Genomic DNA, 22,565 nt, shown 5'->3' with positions numbered 1-22,565 from the left:
TGTGCCCGGTGACGAAAAGCCCGTCGGCGTAGCGGTACTCGGGTTCGGCAACGTCGGAAGCGAAGTTGTCCGAATCATCGAGGACAGCGCCGACGACCTCGCGGCTCGGGTCGGCGCGCCCTTGGTGTTGCGCGGCGTCGGAGTGCGGCGGGTCGCCGCCGACCGCGGTGTTCCGATCGAGTTGCTCACCGACAACATCGAGGAACTCGTCTCCCGCGAAGACGTCGACATCGTCTTGGAGCTGATGGGGCCGGTGGAACCGGCCCGCAAGGCCATCCTGCGCGCGCTCGAGCACGGCAAATCCGTCGTCACGGCGAACAAGGCGCTGTTGGCCACCTCCACCGGGGAACTGGCGCAGGCCGCCGAAAACGCCCACGTCGACCTGTATTTCGAGGCGGCGGTCGCGGGTGCGATCCCGGTCATCCGCCCGCTCACCCAGTCGCTGGCGGGCGACACCGTGCTGCGGGTCGCCGGCATCGTCAACGGCACCACCAACTACATCCTGTCCGCGATGGACAGCACCGGCGCCGACTACCAAACCGCCCTGGCCGAGGCGAGCGCGCTGGGCTACGCCGAGGCCGATCCCACGGCCGACGTCGAAGGCTACGACGCCGCGGCCAAGGCCGCGATTCTGGCATCGATCGCCTTTCACACCCGGGTCACCGCCGACGACGTCTATCGCGAGGGCATCACCAAAATCACCCCGGCCGACTTCGCCTCCGCGCGCTCTTTGGGCTGCACCATCAAGCTGCTGTCCATCTGCGAGCGCATCCCGGGCGACGATGGACAGGAACGGGTCTCGGCCCGCGTCTATCCGGCGCTGGTGCCGCTGTCGCACCCGTTGGCCACCGTCAACGGGGCGTTCAACGCCGTGGTGGTCGAGGCCAAGGCGGCCGGCCGGCTGATGTTCTACGGTCAGGGCGCCGGTGGCGCACCCACCGCATCCGCGGTCACCGGTGACTTGGTGATGGCCGCCCGCAACCGGGTACTGGGCAGCCGCGGGCCGAAGGAATCCAAGTACGCCCAGCTTCCCATCGCCCCAATGGGTTTCATCAACACCCGCTACTACGTCAGCATGAACGTCGCCGACAAGCCGGGCGTGTTGTCCACGGTGGCTGCCGAATTCGCCAAGCGCGAGGTGAGCATCGCCGAGGTCCGGCAGGAGGGCGTGTCCGACGAGGGCGGGCGGCGGGTGGGAGCCCGTGTCGTGGTTGTCACACACAGCGCCACCGACGCCGCACTCTCCGAAACCGTCGATGCGCTGGCGGATTTGGACGTCGTGCAGGGCGTCACCAGTGTGCTGCGATTGGAAGAGACCGGTTCATGAGCGTCCCGCATACCGCCGTGCACCAACCGTGGCCCGGATTGATCGCGGCGTACCGCGACCGGCTCCCGGTGGGCGACGACTGGACCCCCGTCACCCTGCTCGAGGGCGGCACGCCGCTGATCGCGGCCACGCGTCTCTCGGAAAAGACCGGCTGCACGGTCCACCTCAAGGTCGAGGGCCTCAACCCGACCGGCTCGTTCAAGGACCGGGGCATGACCATGGCGGTCACCGACGCACTGGCGCGGGGCCAGCAGGCCGTGTTGTGCGCCTCGACCGGCAATACCTCGGCGTCGGCGGCGGCATACGCCGCACGTGCCGGCATCACCTGCGCGGTGCTCATCCCGCAGGGCAAGATCGCGATGGGCAAGCTGGCGCAGGCGGTCATGCACGGCGCCAAGATCATCCAGATCGACGGCAATTTCGACGACTGCCTGGAACTGGCCCGCAAAATGGCCGCCGACTTCCCAACGATCGCGTTGGTCAATTCGGTCAACCCGGTCCGCATCGAGGGCCAGAAGACGGCGGCATTCGAGATCGTCGACGCGTTGGGCGCCGCGCCGGACGTGCACGCTCTCCCGGTGGGCAACGCGGGCAACATCACCGCGTACTGGAAGGGCTACACCGAGTACCACCAGGACGGCGTGATCAACAAGCTGCCCCGGATGCTGGGCACCCAGGCGGCCGGCGCCGCACCACTGGTGCACGGCGCCCCGGTCAGCAACCCCGAGACGATCGCGACCGCGATACGCATCGGCGCGCCCGCCTCGTGGGCGGCCGCGGTCAACGCGCAGCAGCAGTCCAACGGGCGTTTCCTGGCCGCCACCGACGAGGAGATTCTCGCGGCGTATCACCTGGTGGCCGAAAGTGAAGGCGTCTTCGTCGAGCCCGCCTCGGCGGCCAGCATCGCGGGTCTGCTCAAGGCCGTTGACGACGGCTGGGTCGCGCGCGGGTCGACCGTGGTGTGCACGGTGACCGGCAATGGCCTCAAGGATCCCGACACCGCGCTGAGGGACATGCCGACCGTCTCCCCGTTGCCCGTTGATCCGGTGCTCGTCGTCGAGAAGCTGGGGCTCTCCTGAATGAGAGCCTGTCGGTGAGTCAGATGCTGCCCACCGGGCTGGTGGCGAGCGCCGTGGTGTCCGCGTCCAGTGCCAACCTTGGTCCCGGTTTCGACAGCATCGGTCTGGCATTGAGCCTCTGCGACGAGATCGTCGTGGAGACAACGGATTCCGGCCTGGTCGTGCTGGTCGAAGGGGAGGGCGCCGAGCAGGTGCCGCGGGGTCCCGAACACCTGGTGGTGCGCGCCGTGGAATGCGGGCTGCGGGCCGTGGGCGTCCGCGCCCCGGGCCTGGTGGTCCGCTGCCGCAATGCCATTCCACACTCCCGCGGCCTGGGCTCGTCCGCGGCGGCCGTGGTCGGCGGCCTGGCTGCGGCCAACGGCCTTGTGGCGCAGACGGATTCGAAACTGCTGAGCCATGCTCAGCTGATCCAGCTGTCCTCGGAGTTCGAGGGGCATCCCGACAACGCCGCGGCGGCCGTGCTGGGTGGTGCGGTGGTTTCCTGGATCGACCGCTCGGGTGACCGTCCCCGGTATTCGGCGGTGTCCGTGCGCCTGCACCCCGACATCCGTCTGTACTGCGCGATACCCCAAGAGCGCTCGTTGACCGCGGAGACCCGGGTGCTACTGCCCGCCCAGGTGAGCCACGAGGATGCCCGGTTCAACGTCAGCCGCGCCGCCTTGCTGGTGGTAGCGCTGAGCGAACGCCCGGACATGCTCATGCCGGCAACCGAGGATGTGCTCCACCAACCGCAGCGGGCTCCCGCGATGCCCGCGTCTGCGGAATATTTGCGACTGTTGCGGCGTCATAACGTGGCAGCGACACTTTCGGGGGCCGGTCCGGCATTGATTGCACTGAGCACAGCGCCGGAGTTGCCCACGGAAGTGGTGGAGTACGGGGCCGCGAACGGATTTGCCCTTTCTGAGATGACCGCCGGCGACGGAGTTCGCTGGAGCCCGGGAGTCACAGTCCCCGGTTGATCTTTAGCGTGGCCGGAGGGTTTGCTTGCTTCCAGGCAGGATGCGGGCTATCCTCGGACCCGTCCAGCAATCGCAGCATCTGCATCTGCATCCATACTGCCTTGCCGCTAGGACAACACCAATTCTTCTCGTGGACGAGGTTCGCCGCTTACTCCGCCGATTTAGGCGATCACCGTTGCAGAGTCGATATTTGGGCGCACTCGGCGATTTGGCTGAATGCAACGAACCCCCCGGATGACGTGATCAGCGGGGGAAGAAAGGAACTCCGTGACCGATACGGACCTGTTCACGGCTGACGCGAGCACCGACAGCAACGAGGTGCCGAGCGCTGTGACCCCAGACACACCCGATGTCAAAACCAAAGCCACGGTTGGCTCCCTGTCGACCATGGTGCTTCCCGAATTGCGCGCGCTGGCTAACGAGGTCGGCGTCAAGGGGACGTCGGGCATGCGCAAGAACGAACTCATCGCCGCCATAAAGGAAATCAGGGGACAGTCCAACGGGACGTCCGCCCCTGCCACCCCCGAGGACGGCGCAAAGTCCGACGCCGCCAGTGCTGAAGCACCGGCCGGCGAGGACCACCAGGACGGTTCGACAACCGAGGCGCCCCGCCGCGAACGGCGCAGCGCCTCCCGCGAGCCGGGATCAGCCCGCACCGGCGACGAATCGGATGGCGAGCGCTCACGCAACCGCGAGGCCAATGCGACCGGCGAGGACCGCACCCGCCAGGGCGGCAAGCGTGACAACCAGAGCGAAGAGCGCGGCCAGGACTCGGGCAGCGAGCAAAGCGATGATCGGCAGGGCTCGGGCGGCCAGCAGTCTCGTGGCGGCTCGAACCAGCAGGACGACGACGGCGAGGGTCGTGGAGGCAGGCGTGGTCGCCGCTTCCGCGATCGCAGGCGGCGCGGTGAGCGGTCCGGCGAGGGCGGCGACACCGAACTCCGCGAGGACGACGTCGTGCAGCCGGTCGCCGGAATCCTTGACGTGCTCGACAATTACGCGTTCGTCCGCACCTCCGGTTACCTGGCCGGTCCGCACGACGTCTACGTGTCCATGAACATGGTGCGCAAGAACGGCCTGCGCCGCGGCGACGCGGTGACCGGGGCGGTTCGCGTGCCGAAGGACGGCGAGCAGCCCAACCAACGCCAGAAGTTCAACCCGCTGGTCCGCTTGGACAGCGTCAATGGCGGTCCGGTCGAGGACGCGAAGAAGCGGCCCGATTTCAGCAAGCTGACGCCGCTCTACCCCAACCAGCGACTTCGTCTGGAAACCACCCCCGACCGGCTGACCACCCGGGTCATCGACCTGATCATGCCGATCGGTAAGGGCCAGCGCGCCCTGATCGTGTCGCCGCCAAAGGCCGGTAAGACGACGATCCTGCAGGACATCGCCAACGCGATCACCAAGAACAACCCGGAATGCCACCTCATGGTCGTGCTCGTCGACGAGCGCCCCGAGGAGGTCACCGACATGACGCGCTCCGTCAAGGGCGAGGTGATCGCCTCGACCTTCGACCGGCCGCCCACGGACCACACGGCAGTCGCCGAGCTGGCCATCGAGCGCGCCAAGCGGCTCGTTGAGCAGGGCAAGGACGTCGTGGTGCTCCTCGACTCGATCACCCGCCTGGGCCGCGCGTACAACAACGCGTCACCCGCGTCGGGCCGAATCCTGTCCGGTGGTGTCGACTCCACCGCGCTGTACCCGCCGAAGCGCTTCCTGGGTGCAGCGCGAAACATCGAGGAAGGCGGGTCGCTGACGATCATCGCCACCGCGATGGTCGAGACCGGATCCACCGGTGACACGGTCATCTTCGAGGAGTTCAAGGGCACCGGTAACGCCGAGCTCAAGCTGGACCGCAAGATCTCCGAACGACGGGTCTTCCCGGCGGTCGACGTGAACCCGTCCGGTACCCGTAAGGACGAGCTGTTGCTGTCGCCGGACGAGTTCGGCATCGTGCACAAGCTGCGCCGCGTGCTGTCGGGTCTGGACTCCCACCAGGCCATCGACCTGCTGATGTCGCAGCTGCGCAAGACGAAGACCAATTACGAGTTCCTGGTGCAGGTCTCCAAGACCACGCCGGGATCGATGGACAACGACTAGCCGAACCCCTTCCTCGGCGGGTCGTCACCGCGACACTTAAGCCACGTACCCGACACGCCGGCTGACGCCGCCATGGTTTAAGTTTCGGCGCAACCCATGCGGCGGGAATGCCGACGGGTACCCCGTTGTTTTGGGAGAACAGCAGTTGACCTGGCATAATCGATGCTCGACAAGATCGAAGAGGACAGCATGAAATCTGACATTCATCCCGCCTACGCGGAGACCACCGTGCACTGCGGGTGCGGAAACACGTTCCAGACCCGCAGCACCAAGCCCGGCGGCAACATCGTCGTCGAGGTGTGCTCGCAGTGCCACCCGTTCTACACCGGCAAGCAGAAGATTCTTGACAGCGGCGGCCGGGTGGCGCGCTTCGAGAAGCGCTACGGCAAGCGCAAAGGTGCCGCGGCGGATAAGACCGACAAATAGCTGCGTTGCCGACGCCCGAACTGTGCAAGAGAGCACAGGCCGGGCGTCGGTTTGCGTCTACGGCAAATGAGAACGCGGGGCTGAACGGCCAGGAGGTGACACGTGACGCAGCCGGTGCAGACCATTGATGTGCTGCTGGCCGAACACGCCGAGCTCGAGCAACGGCTGGCGGATCCCGACCTGCACAGCAATCCCGCCGAGGCGCGCAAAGCCGGCCGCCGGTTCGCCCGATTGGCCCCGATCGTCGCCACGTATCGCAAGTTGGAGTCGGCGCGCGGCGATCTGGACACCGCGCGGGAATTGGCCGCCGACGACGAGTCGTTCGCCGATGAGGTGACCGAACTCGAGTCCCGGGTCGCCGAATTGGACACCCAATTGACCGACATGCTGGCGCCGCGCGACCCGCATGACGCCGACGACATCGTGCTCGAGGTCAAATCCGGCGAGGGCGGCGAGGAATCGGCTCTGTTCGCGGCGGATCTGGCCAGGATGTACATCCGCTATGCCGAGCGGCACGGCTGGAACGTGACCGTGCTGGACGAAACGACGTCGGACCTCGGTGGCTACAAGGACGCGACGCTGTCCATCGCCAGCAAGGGCGACTCGGCCGACGGAGTGTGGTCCCGCATGAAGTTCGAGGGCGGGGTGCACCGGGTGCAGCGCGTTCCCGTGACGGAATCGCAAGGCCGCGTACACACTTCGGCGGCGGGCGTACTGGTCTATCCCGAACCCGAGGAAGTGGGCGAGGTGCAGATCGACGAGTCGGATCTGCGCATCGACGTGTACCGCTCGTCCGGCAAGGGCGGGCAGGGGGTGAACACCACCGACTCCGCGGTGCGAATCACCCACCTGCCCACCGGCATCGTGGTCACGTGTCAGAACGAACGCTCGCAGCTGCAGAACAAGACGCGTGCGTTGCAGGTGCTGGCCGCCCGCCTGCAGGCATTGGCCGAAGAGCAGGCGCTGGCAGACGCGTCGGCCGACCGCGCCAGCCAGATCCGGACCGTCGACCGCAGCGAACGCATTCGCACCTACAACTTCCCGGAGAACCGGATCACCGACCACCGAATCGGTTACAAGGCACACAATCTCGATCAAGTACTCGACGGCGACCTGGACGCGATGTTCGACGCGTTGGGCGCCGCCGACAGACAGTCCCGGTTGCAACAGGCATGAGTGTCGTGCGGCGCGCGATCGACTCCGCTGCGGCGACGCTCGCCGAAGCGGGAATCGACTCCGCCCGTTGGGATGCCGAGGAGCTGGCCGCGCACCTGACGGGTACCGAGCGCGGTCGGCTGGCCTTGCTCGAGTCGCTCGGCGACGATTTCTTCGGTCGTTACCGCGACGTCGTGGCTGCACGCTCCCGGCGGGTGCCGCTGCAGCATCTCACCGGCGCAGCCGCGTTCGGGCCCCTGATGCTGCACGTCGGCCCCGGTGTCTTCATCCCGCGCCCGGAAACCGAAGCCCTCTTGGCGTGGGTGACCGAACAACGCCTCCCCACCCGGCCTGTCATCGTCGACTTGTGCACCGGTTCGGGCGCATTGGCGGTGGCGCTGGCCCAGCACCACCCCGCAGCGCGGATCATCGGCATCGATGACTCCGGGACGGCGCTCGAGTACGCGCGCCGCAACGCGGCGGGCACCCCGGTCGAACTCCTGCGGGCCGACGTCACAGCCGTTGGACTGCTTTCCGAACTGGACGGCGGAGTCGACTTGGTGGTGGCCAATCCGCCCTACGTTCCCGACGCCGCGGCGGTGGAACCCGAAGTCGCCCAACACGACCCACATCGTGCGGTGTTCGGTGGCCCGGACGGGATGGCGGTGATCGCGCCCATCGTCCGCCTGGCCGGACGCTGGCTTCGCCCGGGCGGCATCTTTGCCGTCGAACATGACGACACGACGTCGCCGCAGACCGTCGAGTTGGTTTGTGGGACGGGGCATTTCGACGATGTCACGGCCCGCCACGACCTGGCCGGTCGGCCGAGATTCGTCTCCGCGCGCAGAAAGGAGCGGCGCGGATGACTGAAGTCTTCGACTGCGCCGATCCCGACCAACGTTCGCGCGGAATCGCCTCGGCGACAGGGGCGCTCAAGGGTGGTCGACTGGTTGTCATGCCGACCGACACCGTCTACGGTATCGGCGCCGACGCTTTCAACAGCGCCGCGGTGGGCGCCCTGCTGTCGGCGAAGGGGCGGGCCCGGGACATGCCGGTCGGCGTGCTGGTCGGCTCGTGGCACACCATCGAGGGTCTCGTCTACACCATGCCGGACGGGGCCCGCGACCTGATTCGCGCATTCTGGCCGGGCGCGCTGAGCCTGGTGGTGACGCAGGCGCCATCGCTGCAGTGGGACCTCGGCGACGCACGCGGCACGGTGATGCTGCGGATGCCGCTACACCCGGTCGCCATCGAGCTGTTGCGCGAAGTCGGCCCCATGGCGGTGTCCAGCGCGAACGTGTCCGGCCGTCCGCCCGCGGTGGATGCCGACGAGGCCCGTAATCAACTCGGCGACCTCGTCGACGTCTATCTCGACGCGGGGACGGCCGAGCAGCAGGCCGCTTCCACGATCGTCGACCTCACCGGTTCCGCCCCGCGGATCCTGCGGCCCGGCCCGGTGAGCGCCGAACGGATCGCCGAAGTGCTCGGGGTGGACCCCGAAAGCCTGACCGCCCAGGCCTAACCCGAGCGGTTCTCTTGCCAGGTTGGTGCAGTACGGTCTCGACGTGTCCAGCGACGTAACCAACCTCGCCAGTGGTTTGCTCGCCCTGGGTGACCGCGGGACCGGTGTCCCGCTTCGCGAGCTTGCACTCGTTGGACTGACCGCCGCCATCATCACGTATTTCGCGACCGGTCCCGTCCGCGTGCTCGCCACCCGGCTGGGCGCGGTTGCCTATCCGCGGGAACGCGACGTACACGTCACCCCGACGCCGCGCATGGGCGGGCTGGCGATGTTCCTCGGCGTTCTTTCGGCCGTCTTCCTGGCGTCCCAGCTTCCGGCGCTCACTCGCGGGTTCGTCTATTCGACGGGTATGCCGGCGGTGCTGGTGGCCGGCGCGGTGATCATGGGCATCGGCCTCATCGACGATCGTTGGGGGCTCGACGCCCTGACGAAGTTCGCCGGCCAGATCACCGCGGCGAGTGTGCTGGTCACCATGGGCGTGGCCTGGAGCGTCCTCTACATCCCGATCGGCGGGGTCGGCACCATCGTGCTGGACCAGGCCTCGTCGATCCTGCTCACGCTGGCGCTCACGGTGTCCATCGTCAACGCGATGAACTTCGTCGACGGACTCGACGGACTGGCCGCCGGGCTCGGACTGATTACCGCCCTGGCGATCTGCATGTTCTCGGTCGGCCTGCTACGCGACCACGGCGGCGATGTCCTCTTCTACCCGCCCGCCGTGATCTCCGTGGTGCTCGCGGGGGCCTGTCTGGGCTTCCTGCCGCACAACTTCCACCGCGCCAAGATCTTCATGGGTGATTCGGGCTCGATGCTGATCGGCTTGATGCTCGCCGCGGCCTCCACCACCGCCGCCGGCCCCGTTTCGCAAAACGCCTATGGTGCGCGCGACGTGTTCGCGCTGCTGTCGCCGTTCCTGCTGGTGGTCGCCGTCATGTTCGTGCCGATGCTTGATTTGCTGCTGGCGATCGTGCGCCGCACCCGCGCGGGCCGCAGCGCGTTCAGCCCCGACAAGATGCACCTGCACCACCGCTTGCTGCAGATCGGTCATTCCCACCGCAGGGTGGTATTGCTGATCTACCTGTGGGTCGGCATCGTCGCGTTCGGCGCCGCCAGCACGATTTTCTTCAATCCCCGCGATACCGCCGCGGTGATGCTGGGCGCGATCGTGGTCGCCGGCGTCGCGACGGCGATCCCGCTCATGCGCCGGCGAGACGAGTACGAAGACGAGGACTACGACAGCTAGTAGTAGTGGTGTTCGCGATATGGTACGGTGCAGGTAGAACCCCAAAAAGCCGCACAGAACGCCTATCCATCGGACGCAGATCCGGTTGGGTCGGCTGGGGACTCACGTCGGGAGATACCCCTTGGGTGATTCCACTGTGACGTGCGATACGCTCGGCGGGCCACCGATCAGTCGGTCGGGGGACTCCCGCTCTACCAACTTGGGATTGAGGTGCTGCAGTGACGACACCAGCGCAGGACGCGCCGTTGGTGTTTCCCTCTGTTGCGTTCCGCCCGGTCCGCCTGTTCGTCCTCAGCATTGCGGTTACTGCGGTGGCAGTCATCGCCGCCGGTCTGACCGGTCACGTGATGGTCGGCGTCTTCTTCGGTGTCGGGTTGCTGCTCGGTTTGCTCAACGCCCTTCTGGTGCGTCGTTCGGTCGCGTCGATCACCGCGAAAGAGCACCCGCTGAAAAGCACGATGGCGCTCAATTCTGCTACCCGGCTGGCCATGATCACGATCATCGGGCTGATCATCGCCTACATTTTCCGGCCCGCCGGCCTGGGTGTCGTGTTCGGGCTGGCGCTTTTCCAGGTCTTGTTGGTGGCATCGACGGCGCTTCCGGTGTGGAAGAAGCTGCGCGCCGGTGACTGGGCGGACGCCCATCCCTCGGACGGAGGCGGCGGCGTGATCGCGGGATCGGAAGGAACGGAAGGAAGAGGCAGCAGCGATGACTGAGACGACGTTCCTGGCCGCCGCCATCGAGGTTGGGGAACACAACCAGGCCAAATGGCTCGGGCTGACCGTCAACACCGACACGATCCTGTCGACCGCGATCGCCGCCGTGATCGTCCTGGCGCTGGCCTTCTTCCTCCGGGCGAAGATCACTTCCACCGGGGTCCCAAGCGGTGTGCAGTTGTTCTGGGAGGCCATCACCGTCCAGATGCGCGATCAGATCGAGGCCGCGGTCGGGATGCGGATCGCGCCGTTCGTGTTGCCGCTGGCTGTCACGATCTTCGTGTTCATCCTGATCTCCAACTGGCTGTCGGTGCTCCCGCTGCAGTACACCGATAAGTCCGGGCACACCACCGAACTGCTGAAGTCGGCGGCCGCGGACATCAACTACGTTCTGGCGCTGGCCCTCTTCGTGTTCGTCTGCTATCACGTGGCGGGCATCTGGCGCCGCGGCATCGTCGGCCACCCGCTCGCCGTGCTCAAGGGCCACGTGGCGTTCCTGGCACCGATCAACCTCGTCGAAGAGCTCGCCAAGCCGATCTCGTTGTCGCTCCGACTTTTCGGCAACATCTTCGCCGGCGGCATCCTGGTCGCGCTGATCGCGCTCTTCCCGCCGTACATCATGTGGGCACCCAACGCGATCTGGAAGGCCTTCGACCTGTTCGTCGGGGCGATCCAGGCGTTCATCTTCTCGATCTTGACGATCCTCTACTTCAGCCAAGCCATGGAGATCGAGGAACACCATGACTGAGCCCACCATGAATCGCTTTGTCCCACACACCATTACAGAGGCCTGGTAGACCGCTACCAGCTATCAAGGAGGATAAGAATGGCTCTGGACCCCCAAGTCGCTGCCGCTGCTCTCATCGGCGGTGGACTCATCATGGGCGGTGGCGCGATCGGCGCCGGTATCGGTGACGGTATCGCCGGTAACGCGCTGGTATCCGGCATCGCCCGGCAACCCGAGGCGCAAGGCCGGCTGTTCACGCCTTTCTTCATCACCGTCGGTCTGGTTGAGGCGGCCTACTTCATCAACTTGGCGTTCATGGCGCTGTTCGTCTTCGCCACACCCGTCGGCACCTAACCCGCTGTGATGGGTGACGCGAGCCTGAGCGTTCTGGCATCCAGCCAGGTGATGGCAGAGGGAGGCAACAACTTCCTCGTCCCGAACGGCACTTTCTTCTTCGTTCTGGCCATCTTCCTGATCGTGCTGGCCGTCATCGGCACGTTCGTCGTGCCGCCGGTCATGCGGGTGTTGCGCGAGCGGGACGCCATGGTTGCCAAGACGGCTGCCGACAACAAGAAGGCCGCTGAGCAGTTCGACGCCGCCAAGGCGGACTACGAAGAGGCTTTGACGGAGGCCCGGGTTGAGGCGTCGTCGTTGCGGGACAATGCCCGCGCCGAAGGCCGTAAGGTGGTCGAAGACGCGCGCGCCCGTGCCGAGCAACAGGTGATGTCGACGTTGCAAATGGCCTCCGAGCAACTGAAGCGGGAGAGAGACTCCGTGGAACTGGATCTGCGCGCCAACGTGGCGGCCATGTCGGCGACGCTGGCCAGCCGGATCCTGGGCGTCGAGGTGGTCCCGGCCACCGCTGCCACGTCCGCAACCGGGAAATCTGGACGGTAATCGCGCATGTCGACATTCATCGGGCAGTTGATCGGGTTCGCGGCCATCGTGCTTCTGGTCGTGCGGTACGTCGTGCCGCCGGTGCGTCGTCTGATGGCCGCTCGTCAAGAGACCGTGCGCCAACAGTTGAAAGACTCTGCGGCAGCGGCAGATCGGTTGACCGAGTCGACCACGGCCCACAGTAATGCCGTGGAATCCGCCAAGACGGAAGCCGAACGGCTCGTCGAAGAGGCCCAGACGGACGCGGGCCGCCTCGCAGAACAGTTCCGGACCCAGGCCGACGTCGAGTCCGAACGCATTACCGCACAGGGCGGCCGCCAGGTCGACCTGCTGCGCACCCAGCTGAGCCGCCAGCTTCGCCTGGAACTCGGTCACGAAGCTGTCCGCCAGGCGGGCGAGTTGGTGCGTAACTACGTCGCAGACCCGGAGCAGCAGTCGGCCACCGTCGATCGGTTCCTGGAAGATCTCGAAGAGATGGCGCCGGCACCCGCCGAGGTTCAGTATCCGCTGTTGACGAAGATGCGCTCGGCCAGTCGGCAAGCAGTGGTCAGCCTGGTCGAGCGGTTCGGCGACATAGCCAAAGACCTTGACAACAAGGCGCTTTCCACGGTGTCCGGCGAGCTCGTCTCGGTCGCCGAAATGCTGGACCGCGAGATCGTTGTCACCCGGTATCTCACCGTGCCCGCCGAGGACGCGACGCCCCGGGTACGGTTGATCGAGCGGCTGGTCTCGGGCAAGGTCTCCGACGCCACACTCGACGTTCTCCGGCTGGCCGTCTCGGAGCGCTGGTCGGCCAACTCCGATTTGATCGACGCCATCGAGCACATCTCGCGGCAGGCGTTGCTCGAAGTCGCCGAACGTGAGGACAAGGTCGACGACGTCGAAGACCAGTTGTTCCGGTTCTCCCGCATTCTTGACGCGCAGCCGCGACTCGCCATCCTATTGGGCGACTACGGTGTGCCGGTGGAAGGCCGAGTTGGGCTGCTGCGCAACGTACTTGACAGCGCGAGCGGCAGGGTCAACCCAATTGTGGTGTCGCTGCTGACGCACACCGTCCAGCTGCTAAGAGGTCGGTCGGCCGAGGAGGCTGTTCAGTTCTTGGCACAAGTTGCGGTGGCACGCCGGGGTGAAATCGTCGCCCAGGTCAGCGCGGCGGCCGAACTCAGCGATGCCCAGCGGTCTCGCCTCACCGACGTGCTCGGCCGTATTTACGGTCACCGGGTGACGGTGCAGCTAGAGATCGATGCCGAACTCCTGGGCGGCCTGCTTATCTCCCTGGCCGACGAAGTGATTGACGGGACACTCGCTTCTCGCCTTGCCGCGGCAAAGGCTCAATTGCCCGACTGACACCATCAATCAGCACAAGCACACGCGAACGAAGATCAAGTAGGAAGACGAAAAGCCATGGCCGAGTTGACAATCTCCGCTGATGACATCCAGAGCGCCGTCGAGGAGTACGTAGGCTCTTTCGCCTCCGACACCTCCCGCGAAGAGGTCGGTACCGTAGTCGACGCCGGGGACGGCATCGCGCACGTCGAAGGGCTGCCCTCCGTCATGACCCAGGAACTGCTCGAGTTTCCGGGCGGGGTCCTCGGCGTCGCACTGAACCTCGACGAGCACAGCGTCGGCGCGGTGATCCTCGGCGACTTCGAGAAAATCGAAGAGGGCCAACAGGTCAAGCGCACCGGCGAGGTCCTGTCCGTCCCCGTCGGCGACGCATTCCTGGGGCGCGTCGTCAATCCGCTCGGGCACCCCATCGACGGTCGGGGAGACATCGACACCGACATCCGACGCGCCCTGGAGATCCAGGCGCCGTCCGTGGTGCAGCGGCAAAGCGTCAGCGAGCCGCTGCAGACCGGCATCAAGGCCATCGACGCGATGACGCCGATCGGACGCGGCCAGCGGCAGCTGATCATCGGCGACCGCAAGACCGGCAAGACCGCCGTCTGCGTCGACACCATCCTCAACCAGCGGGAGAACTGGGAGAGCGGCGACGAAAAGAAGCAGGTCCGCTGCGTCTACGTGGCCATCGGCCAGAAAGGCACCACGATCGCTTCGGTCCGGCGTGCGCTCGAAGAGGGCGGCGCGATGGACTACACCACCATCGTCGCGGCGCCGGCATCGGACTCCGCGGGCTTCAAATGGCTTGCGCCGTACACGGGTTCGGCGATCGCCCAGCACTGGATGTACGACGGCAAGCACGTGCTGATCGTCTTCGACGACCTGAGCAAGCAGGCCGAGGCGTACCGCGCGATCTCACTGCTGCTGCGCCGCCCGCCGGGCCGCGAGGCGTACCCCGGTGACGTGTTCTACCTGCACTCGCGGCTGCTGGAGCGCTGCGCGAAGCTCTCCGACGAACTTGGGGGCGGTTCGCTGACGGGTCTGCCGATCATCGAGACCAAGGCCAACGACATCTCGGCCTACATCCCGACCAACGTCATCTCGATCACCGACGGCCAGTGCTTCCTGGAGTCCGACCTGTTCAACCAGGGTGTGCGGCCGGCCATCAACGTCGGTGTGTCGGTGTCCCGCGTGGGCGGTGCGGCGCAGATCAAGGCCATGAAAGAGGTGGCCGGCTCGCTGCGTCTGGACCTGTCGCAGTACCGCGAACTGGAATCGTTCGCGGCCTTCGCTTCGGACCTGGACGCCACCTCCAAGGCGCAGCTGGAGCGCGGTGAGCGGCTGGTCGAGCTGCTCAAGCAACCGCAGTACCAGCCCATGCCGGTTGAGGAGCAGGTGGTTTCGATCTTCCTGGGCACCGGCGGTCACCTGGACTCCGTGCCGGTCGAGGACGTCAGGCGCTTCGAAACCGAGTTGCTGGACCACATGCGGGCATCGGAAGAGAAGTTTCTGGCCGGTATCCGCGACAGCGGAAAGCTTTCCGAAGAGGGCGAAAATCAGCTGACCGAGATCATCAACAAGTTCAAGAAGGGATTCGCGGCCACGGGCGGCGGATCGGTGGTGCCCGACGAGCACGTCGAGCCTCTGGACGAGGAAGATCTCGAAAAGGAGTCGGTCCAGGTCAAGAAGGAGAAGCCGAAGGACAAGAAGGACTCCAAGAGCGGCAAGGACAAGAAGTAGCTAACGATGGCAGCCACACTTCGCGAACTACGCGGCCGGATTCGCTCGGCGGGGTCGATCAAGAAGATCACCAAGGCCCAGGAGATGATCGCGACATCGCGCATCGGCAAGGCGCAGACCCGGCTGCAAGCCGCCAGGCCCTACGCGCTCCAGATCACGGCGATGCTCACCACCCTGTCGTCGGAAGCCGCCCTTGATCACCCTTTGCTGGTCGAACGGGAAGAGCCCAAGCGGGCCGGCGTCGTCGTGGTGTCCTCCGACCGCGGTCTGTGCGGCGCCTACAACTCCAGCATCTTCCGTCGATCCGAGGAGCTGTTCTCCCTGCTAAGGGAGGAAGGCAAGACGCCGGTCGTCTACACGGTTGGCCGTAAGGCGCTGAACTACTTCAAATTCCGCAACTGGGACATCACCGACTCGTGGACGGGCTTCTCCGAGCAACCCAGCTACGAAAACGCCGCGGAGATCGCCTCGACCCTGGTTGAGACGTTCATGAAGGGCGCAGGCGACGAGGAGTCACAGGACGACCAAGGCGTGGACGAACTGCACATCGTCTACTCGGAGTTCAAGTCGATGATGTCGCAGGCCGCGGTGGCCCACCGCATCGCTCCGCTGGTCGTGGAGTATGTCGAAGACACCGAGGAACTTCACACGCTGTACTCGTTCGAGCCTGACGCGACAACGCTTTTCGAGTCGTTGCTACCGCGGTACGTGACGACCCGCGTCTACGCCGCGCTGCTCGAATCGGCGGCATCTGAGCTCGCGTCGCGCCAACGAGCGATGAAGTCGGCGACCGACAATGCGGACGACCTGATCAAAGAACTGACGCTGATGGCGAACCGCGAGCGGCAGGCTCAGATCACCCAAGAGATCAGCGAAATCGTCGGCGGTGCAAACGCACTCGCCGACGCCAAGTAGCACACGAGGAAGAAGAAAAGATATGGCTGCTACTACCGAAGCAACAGAAAAGACCGATAAGTCCACCAACTCCGAGAACAGCGGCCGCGTGGTACGGATCACCGGTCCCGTGGTCGACGTCGAGTTCCCGCGTGGATCCGTGCCTGAACTGTTCAACGCGCTCAACGCCGAGATCACGTTCGAGGAACTCAAGAAGACCCTCACGCTGGAGGTCGCACAGCACCTCGGCGACAGCCTGGTTCGCACCATTTCGTTGCAGCCCACCGACGGCCTGGTCCGCGGCGTCGAGGTCACCGACAGCGGCAAGCCGATCTCGGTGCCGGTCGGCCAAGAGGTGAAGGGTCACGTCTTCAACGCGCTCGGGGACTGCCTGGACAAGCCGGGATACGGCGAGGACTTCGAGCATTGGTCGATCCACCGCAAGCCCCCGGCCTTCGAAGAGCTCGAGCCCCGTACCGAGATGCTCGAAACCGGGCTCAAGGTCGTCGACCTGCTGACCCCGTACGTGCGTGGTGGCAAGATCGCGCTGTTCGGCGGTGCCGGCGTGGGCAAGACGGTGCTCATCCAGGAGATGATCAACCGTATCGCCCGCAACTTCGGTGGTACTTCGGTTTTCGCCGGCGTGGGCGAGCGCACCCGCGAGGGCAACGACCTTTGGGTTGAGCTCAAAGAAGCCGACGTGCTCAAAGACACTGCGCTGGTGTTCGGTCAGATGGACGAGCCGCCCGGCACCCGTATGCGGGTGGCGCTGTCGGCGCTGACGATGGCGGAGTGGTTCCGCGACGAGGCCGGCCAGGACGTGCTGCTGTTCATCGACAACATCTTCCGCTTCACTCAGGCGGGTTCCGAGGTGTCGACACTGCTCGGCCGTATGCCGTCGGCCGTGGGCTACCAGCCCACGCTGGCCGACGAGATGGGCGAGCTGCAGGAGCGCATCACGTCGACCCGCGGCCGCTCGATCACGTCGATGCAGGCGGTCTACGTGCCCGCCGACGACTACACCGACCCCGCGCCGGCGACGACGTTCGCGCACCTGGACGCGACCACCGAGCTGTCGCGTTCGGTGTTCTCCAAGGGAATTTTCCCCGCGGTGGACCCGCTGGCATCGAGCTCGACCATCCTGGACCCGAGCATCGTTGGTGACGAGCACTACCGCGTGGCGCAGGAGGTCATCCGAATCCTGCAGCGGTACAAGGACCTCCAGGACATCATCGCGATCCTCGGTATCGACGAGCTGTCGGAAGAGGACAAGCAGCTCGTTCAGCGCGCACGACGCATCGAGCGGTTCCTCTCGCAGAACATGATGGCGGCCGAGCAGTTCACGGGTCAGCCGGGTTCGACGGTGCCGCTGAAGGAGACCATCGAGGCGTTCGACCGCCTGACCAAGGGCGACTTCGACCACATACCGGAGCAGGCGTTCTTCTTGATCGGTGGCCTCGACGACTTGGCCAAGAAAGCCGAAAGCTTCGGCGCCAAACTGGATTCCTGAGGACTGAGTCAAAGGCTGTGAAGGGCACTGTGGCATGGCGGATTTGAATGTTGAGATAGTCGCCGTAGACCGGAAGATCTGGTCGGGTGAGGCGACTTTCCTGTTCACCCGCACCACCGTCGGCGAGATCGGCATCCTGCCGCGGCATATCCCGTTGGTAGCGCAATTGGTCGACGACGCAATGGTGCGCGTCGAGCGAGATGGCGAAGACGATCTGCGGGTCGCCATCGAAGGCGGTTTCCTGTCGGTCACCGAGGAGACGGTCACGGTCCTGGCCGAGTCCGCCGCATTCGAATCTGAGATCGACGAAAGCGCCGCCAGGGAGGAATCTGAGTCCGACGATCCGCGCATCGCGGCGCGGGGGCGCGGCAGATTGCGCGCCGTCGGCGCGATCGACTAGCCGCCCCGGACAAGAGGATGAGCGCGCCCATGGTCGGCATGGTCGTGCTCGTCGTTGTCCTCGCGGGCGCGGTCGTCGCGCTGAGTTATCGGTTGTGGAAGCTGCGTCAGGGCGGCACGGCGGGGATCATGCGGGACATTCCCGCGATCGGAGGTCACGGCTGGCGTCACGGCGTGATTCGTTACCGCGGCGGTGAGGCGGCGTTCTACCGACTCTCCAGCCTGCGTTTGTGGCCGGACCGTCGACTCAGCCGCCGGGGAGTGGAAATTGTCGCCCGGCGTGCGCCGCGCGGCGACGAATTCGACATCATGACCGACGAGATCGTCGTGGTGGAGCTGCGCGACACGACGCAGGACCGCAGGACCGGTTACGAGATCGCGCTGGACAAGGGCGCTTTGACGGCCTTCCTGTCCTGGCTGGAGTCCCGTCCGTCACCACGCGCCCGTCGCCGCAGCGTTTAGGCCTTGTGCCGCAGGCTAACCCGGGGTCGGCGCGCCTCCGCCGGGTTTCCACAACACGTCGCCGTCGGGATTGGCCGCGCGTGCCAGGATGAAAAGCAGATCCGAGAGGCGGTTCAGGTATTTCGCCGGAAGCACGTTGATCTGCTGCGGCGCGGCATCGATCGCCGCCCAGGCCGATCGTTCCGCTCGACGGACGATCGTGCGGGCGACGTGCAACAGCGCGGACAACGGCGAACCGCCCGGGAGCACAAAGGAATTCAGCGCCGGCAGGTGCTCGTTATATTTGTCACACCAGCCCTCCAGTCGATCGATGTAGGGCTGGGTGATTCGCAGCGGGGGATATTCGGGGTTTTCCACCACCGGGGTCGACAGGTCCGCGCCGGCGTCGAACAGGTCGTTCTGGATCTGCCGCAGTACGCCGGCGGTTTCCTCGTCGGGCTGCCCCAAGGCGATCGCGACGCCGATCGCCGAGTTGGCCTCGTCGCAATCGGCGTACGCGACCAGACGAGGGTCGTTCTTGGAGACCCGCGAGAAGTCACTCAATCCCGTCGTGCCGTCGTCACCGGTTCGCGTATAGATCCGGGTCAGGTGTATCGCCATGAGCAAAACGGTACTGCGGCCCGGGTAGGCATGGAGCCTCGGCTGACTGCTTGACTCGCCCCCTCGCCGTCCCCCGCGAGCGGGCGGTGCTCCCAGCGCGGCTGGGGGGTGTCGCTCCTCACTCCGCTCGGCGGAGCGCATCGTCGTCAAGCGGGCTGACTGACAAGCCGATACCGCTTCACTAGACTGACGCGGGTGGCTGAGCGATTCGTGGTGACCGGCGGCAACCGGTTGTCCGGCGAAGTCGCAGTGGGGGGCGCCAAAAACAGCGTGCTCAAGCTGATGGCAGCGACCCTGCTGGCCGAAGGCACCAGCACCATCACCAACTGCCCCGACATCCTCGACGTGCCGTTGATGGCCGAGGTGTTGCGTGGGCTCGGCGCCACCGTGGAGCTCGACGGCGACGTCGCCCGCATCACCTCACCGGACGAGCCGAAATACGACGCCGATTTCGCTGCGGTGCGACAGTTCCGCGCGTCGGTCTGCGTGCTTGGGCCGCTGGTCGGCCGGTGCAAGCGGGCCAGGGTCGCGCTGCCGGGCGGTGACGCGATCGGGTCTCGTCCGCTGGACATGCACCAGTCGGGCCTGCGCCAACTGGGCGCGCAATGCAATATCGAGCACGGCTGCGTCGTCGCCCAAGCCGAAACGTTGCGCGGTGCGGAGATTCAGCTCGAGTTTCCGTCGGTAGGAGCCACCGAAAACATCTTGATGGCCGCCGTCTTGGCCGAGGGCGTAACCACAATCCACAACGCGGCGCGCGAACCCGATGTCGTGGACCTGTGCACCATGTTGAATCAGATGGGCGCGCAGGTCGAAGGTGCGGGTTCGCCGACCATGACCATCACCGGCGTCCCCCGGCTACACCCGACCGAGCACCGGGTGATCGGTGATCGCATCGTCGCCGCCACGTGGGGCATCGCGGCCGCGATGACCCGAGGCGACATTTCGGTGACGGGGGTCGACCCCGCCCACCTCCAGGTGGTGCTGCATAAACTGCACGACGCCGGCGCGACGGTCACCCAAACGGACAACAGCTTCCGGATCACGCAGTACGAGCGCCCCAAGGCCGTCAACGTCGCGACGCTGCCGTTCCCCGGGTTCCCGACCGACCTGCAGCCGATGGCTATCGCCCTGGCGTCGATCGCCGACGGCACGTCGATGATCACGGAAAACGTTTTCGAGGCGCGCTTCCGCTTCGTCGAAGAAATGATCCGGTTGGGCGCCGACGCCCGCACCGACGGGCACCATGCCGTCGTACGAGGTCTGCCCCAATTGTCGAGCGCCCCGGTGTGGTGTTCGGATATTCGGGCCGGTGCCGGCCTGGTGTTGGCGGGGCTCGTGGCGGACGGTGACACCGAGGTCCACGACGTCTTCCACATCGATCGCGGCTACCCCTTGTTCGTCGAAAACCTGGCGATTTTGGGAGCGGAGATCGAGCGGGTAGAGTAACCAAAGTCAGTGCCCCGCAGGGCCGGTCGCCACACCAGGCGGTCGACACCCCGGGCGCTTGACTCCCTCGCTGGATTGGTACTAGCCTGGCACGGCTGCTCCCGAAACGGTCTCTGGAAGACCAAAACTGGGAGTTGACTCCACTGCCGGACTTGTATTAAGCTGGCAGGGTTGCCCCAAAACGGGCGAAACAAGTGTTGTTTGAGAACTCAATAGTGTGTTTGGTTTTTATTATTTGTTGTTGTTTTTTTGGCCATACCTAGCACTCCCCGTGTGTGGGTATGGCAATTTTTGATGCCAGTTATTTGGTGTCTTTTTGTTAGGTCAGATTTTCTCTGATTTGAAATTCACCTCGTTATGCGAGGAGATTTTGTTTGGAGAGTTTGATCCTGGCTCAGGACGAACGCTGGCGGCGTGCTTAACACATGCAAGTCGAACGGAAAGGCCCCTTCGGGGGTACTCGAGTGGCGAACGGGTGAGTAACACGTGGGCAATCTGCCCTGCACTTCGGGATAAGCCTGGGAAACTGGGTCTAATACCGGATAGGACCACTTGGCGCATGCCTTGTGGTGGAAAGCTTTTGCGGTGTGGGATGGGCCCGCGGCCTATCAGCTTGTTGGTGGGGTGATGGCCTACCAAGGCGACGACGGGTAGCCGGCCTGAGAGGGTGTCCGGCCACACTGGGACTGAGATACGGCCCAGACTCCTACGGGAGGCAGCAGTGGGGAATATTGCACAATGGGCGCAAGCCTGATGCAGCGACGCCGCGTGGGGGATGACGGCCTTCGGGTTGTAAACCTCTTTCACCATCGACGAAGGCTCACTTTGTGAGTTGACGGTAGGTGGAGAAGAAGCACCGGCCAACTACGTGCCAGCAGCCGCGGTAATACGTAGGGTGCGAGCGTTGTCCGGAATTACTGGGCGTAAAGAGCTCGTAGGTGGTTTGTCGCGTTGTTCGTGAAATCTCACGGCTTAACTGTGAGCGTGCGGGCGATACGGGCAGACTAGAGTACTGCAGGGGAGACTGGAATTCCTGGTGTAGCGGTGGAATGCGCAGATATCAGGAGGAACACCGGTGGCGAAGGCGGGTCTCTGGGCAGTAACTGACGCTGAGGAGCGAAAGCGTGGGGAGCGAACAGGATTAGATACCCTGGTAGTCCACGCCGTAAACGGTGGGTACTAGGTGTGGGTTTCCTTCCTTGGGATCCGTGCCGTAGCTAACGCATTAAGTACCCCGCCTGGGGAGTACGGCCGCAAGGCTAAAACTCAAAGGAATTGACGGGGGCCCGCACAAGCGGCGGAGCATGTGGATTAATTCGATGCAACGCGAAGAACCTTACCTGGGTTTGACATGCACAGGACGCGTCTAGAGATAGGCGTTCCCTTGTGGCCTGTGTGCAGGTGGTGCATGGCTGTCGTCAGCTCGTGTCGTGAGATGTTGGGTTAAGTCCCGCAACGAGCGCAACCCTTGTCTCATGTTGCCAGCGGGTAATGCCGGGGACTCGTGAGAGACTGCCGGGGTCAACTCGGAGGAAGGTGGGGATGACGTCAAGTCATCATGCCCCTTATGTCCAGGGCTTCACACATGCTACAATGGCCGGTACAAAGGGCTGCGATGCCGCAAGGTTAAGCGAATCCTTTTAAAGCCGGTCTCAGTTCGGATCGGGGTCTGCAACTCGACCCCGTGAAGTCGGAGTCGCTAGTAATCGCAGATCAGCAACGCTGCGGTGAATACGTTCCCGGGCCTTGTACACACCGCCCGTCACGTCATGAAAGTCGGTAACACCCGAAGCCAGTGGCCTAACCCTTGGGAGGGAGCTGTCGAAGGTGGGATCGGCGATTGGGACGAAGTCGTAACAAGGTAGCCGTACCGGAAGGTGCGGCTGGATCACCTCCTTTCTAAGGAGCACCACGAAAAACATCCCAATTGGTGGGGTGTAAGCCGTGCGGGGTTCTCACCTGTAGTGGGTGAGGGCCGGGTGCACAACAGCAAATGATTGCCAGACACACTATTGGGCC

General features: G+C 65.0%; 21 protein-coding genes and 1 rRNA gene. 21 read left to right on the top strand and 1 reads right to left on the bottom strand.

The features are described 5' to 3' along the window. Position 1: 1 nt before the first annotated feature. From A5758_RS08985 to A5758_RS08895, 19 genes are all read left to right on the top strand, one after another. Positions 2-1,327, top strand: a complete 1,326-nt coding sequence (locus A5758_RS08985) for a homoserine dehydrogenase (protein WP_067739089.1) — start codon at positions 2-4, stop codon at positions 1,325-1,327. Beyond that, complete coding sequence (thrC, locus tag A5758_RS08980) at positions 1,324-2,406, top strand: threonine synthase (protein WP_067202232.1); 1,083 nt, start codon at positions 1,324-1,326, stop codon at positions 2,404-2,406. The genes A5758_RS08985 and thrC overlap by 4 nt, the downstream gene beginning before the upstream one ends. Positions 2,407-2,429: 23 nt before the next feature. Beyond that, the gene (gene thrB, locus A5758_RS08975) at positions 2,430-3,365 is read left to right on the top strand and encodes a homoserine kinase (protein ID WP_067739086.1); all 936 of its coding nucleotides are present in this window, start codon (positions 2,430-2,432) and stop codon (positions 3,363-3,365) included. A gap of 267 nt (positions 3,366-3,632) precedes the next feature. Next, positions 3,633-5,465, top strand: a complete 1,833-nt coding sequence (rho, locus tag A5758_RS08970; RefSeq protein WP_067202226.1) for a transcription termination factor Rho — start codon at positions 3,633-3,635, stop codon at positions 5,463-5,465. Positions 5,466-5,654: 189 nt separating this feature from the next. Next, positions 5,655-5,891 (top strand): 50S ribosomal protein L31, encoded by a 237-nt coding sequence (gene rpmE, locus A5758_RS08965; RefSeq protein ID WP_067202335.1) that lies wholly within the window; start codon positions 5,655-5,657, stop codon positions 5,889-5,891. Between the two features lie 102 nt (positions 5,892-5,993). Then, a complete protein-coding gene (prfA, locus tag A5758_RS08960; protein ID WP_067202224.1) occupies positions 5,994-7,067 on the top strand; it encodes a peptide chain release factor 1 in 1,074 nt (357 codons plus the stop codon). Continuing rightward, positions 7,064-7,912 (top strand): peptide chain release factor N(5)-glutamine methyltransferase, encoded by an 849-nt coding sequence (gene prmC / locus A5758_RS08955; protein ID WP_067739081.1) that lies wholly within the window; start codon positions 7,064-7,066, stop codon positions 7,910-7,912. Before prfA ends, prmC begins: the two co-directional genes overlap by 4 nt. Then, positions 7,909-8,568, top strand: coding sequence for an L-threonylcarbamoyladenylate synthase (locus tag A5758_RS08950; protein WP_067739078.1), 660 nt, complete (start codon positions 7,909-7,911; stop codon positions 8,566-8,568). The genes prmC and A5758_RS08950 overlap by 4 nt, the downstream gene beginning before the upstream one ends. Positions 8,569-8,593: 25 nt before the next feature. After that, positions 8,594-9,811, top strand: coding sequence for a glycosyltransferase family 4 protein (locus A5758_RS08945; RefSeq protein WP_156622568.1), 1,218 nt, complete (start codon positions 8,594-8,596; stop codon positions 9,809-9,811). 218 nt (positions 9,812-10,029) lie between these two features. Continuing rightward, positions 10,030-10,527 (top strand): ATP synthase subunit I, encoded by a 498-nt coding sequence (locus A5758_RS08940; protein ID WP_067739068.1) that lies wholly within the window; start codon positions 10,030-10,032, stop codon positions 10,525-10,527. Next, the gene (gene atpB / locus A5758_RS08935; RefSeq protein WP_067202211.1) at positions 10,520-11,275 is read left to right on the top strand and encodes a F0F1 ATP synthase subunit A; all 756 of its coding nucleotides are present in this window, start codon (positions 10,520-10,522) and stop codon (positions 11,273-11,275) included. Before A5758_RS08940 ends, atpB begins: the two co-directional genes overlap by 8 nt. Positions 11,276-11,359: 84 nt before the next feature. Continuing rightward, a complete protein-coding gene (locus A5758_RS08930; protein ID WP_024636915.1) occupies positions 11,360-11,608 on the top strand; it encodes a F0F1 ATP synthase subunit C in 249 nt (82 codons plus the stop codon). A gap of 9 nt (positions 11,609-11,617) precedes the next feature. Beyond that, positions 11,618-12,151, top strand: a complete 534-nt coding sequence (locus A5758_RS08925; protein ID WP_067739065.1) for a F0F1 ATP synthase subunit B — start codon at positions 11,618-11,620, stop codon at positions 12,149-12,151. A 6-nt stretch (positions 12,152-12,157) separates the two neighbouring features. Then, positions 12,158-13,498, top strand: a complete 1,341-nt coding sequence (locus A5758_RS08920) for a F0F1 ATP synthase subunit B/delta (RefSeq protein ID WP_067739062.1) — start codon at positions 12,158-12,160, stop codon at positions 13,496-13,498. 57 nt (positions 13,499-13,555) lie between these two features. Further along, on the top strand, positions 13,556-15,232 hold the full coding sequence (atpA, locus tag A5758_RS08915) for a F0F1 ATP synthase subunit alpha (protein ID WP_067739058.1): 1,677 nt from the start codon (positions 13,556-13,558) through the stop codon (positions 15,230-15,232). A gap of 6 nt (positions 15,233-15,238) precedes the next feature. Beyond that, positions 15,239-16,147, top strand: a complete 909-nt coding sequence (locus A5758_RS08910) for a F0F1 ATP synthase subunit gamma (protein ID WP_067202201.1) — start codon at positions 15,239-15,241, stop codon at positions 16,145-16,147. 22 nt (positions 16,148-16,169) lie between these two features. After that, positions 16,170-17,636 (top strand): F0F1 ATP synthase subunit beta, encoded by a 1,467-nt coding sequence (gene atpD, locus A5758_RS08905; RefSeq protein WP_067739055.1) that lies wholly within the window; start codon positions 16,170-16,172, stop codon positions 17,634-17,636. Between the two features lie 34 nt (positions 17,637-17,670). Beyond that, positions 17,671-18,036, top strand: coding sequence for a F0F1 ATP synthase subunit epsilon (locus tag A5758_RS08900; protein WP_067202196.1), 366 nt, complete (start codon positions 17,671-17,673; stop codon positions 18,034-18,036). Between the two features lie 17 nt (positions 18,037-18,053). Then, positions 18,054-18,497, top strand: coding sequence for a DUF2550 domain-containing protein (locus A5758_RS08895; RefSeq protein ID WP_067739052.1), 444 nt, complete (start codon positions 18,054-18,056; stop codon positions 18,495-18,497). Between the two features lie 15 nt (positions 18,498-18,512). Here A5758_RS08895 and A5758_RS08890 read toward each other — a convergent pair whose 3' ends face one another. Then, positions 18,513-19,097: a cob(I)yrinic acid a,c-diamide adenosyltransferase gene (locus tag A5758_RS08890; protein ID WP_067202189.1), complete on the bottom strand. Its 585-nt coding sequence runs from the start codon at positions 19,095-19,097 to the stop codon at positions 18,513-18,515. Between the two features lie 195 nt (positions 19,098-19,292). Between A5758_RS08890 and murA the strand changes: the two genes are divergently transcribed. Both murA and A5758_RS08880 read left to right on the top strand, forming a co-directional pair. Continuing rightward, positions 19,293-20,546, top strand: coding sequence for a UDP-N-acetylglucosamine 1-carboxyvinyltransferase (gene murA, locus A5758_RS08885; protein ID WP_067739049.1), 1,254 nt, complete (start codon positions 19,293-19,295; stop codon positions 20,544-20,546). Positions 20,547-20,917: 371 nt separating this feature from the next. Beyond that, positions 20,918-22,445: ribosomal RNA gene (locus A5758_RS08880) — 16S ribosomal RNA — on the top strand. The last annotated feature ends 120 nt before the right edge of the window (positions 22,446-22,565 follow it).

The organism is Mycobacterium sp. 852014-50255_SCH5639931 (genome assembly GCF_001665605.1).
GTDB lineage: Bacteria > Actinomycetota > Actinomycetes > Mycobacteriales > Mycobacteriaceae > Mycobacterium > Mycobacterium paraffinicum.
This window is presented reverse-complemented; position numbering and strand designations above follow the sequence as displayed.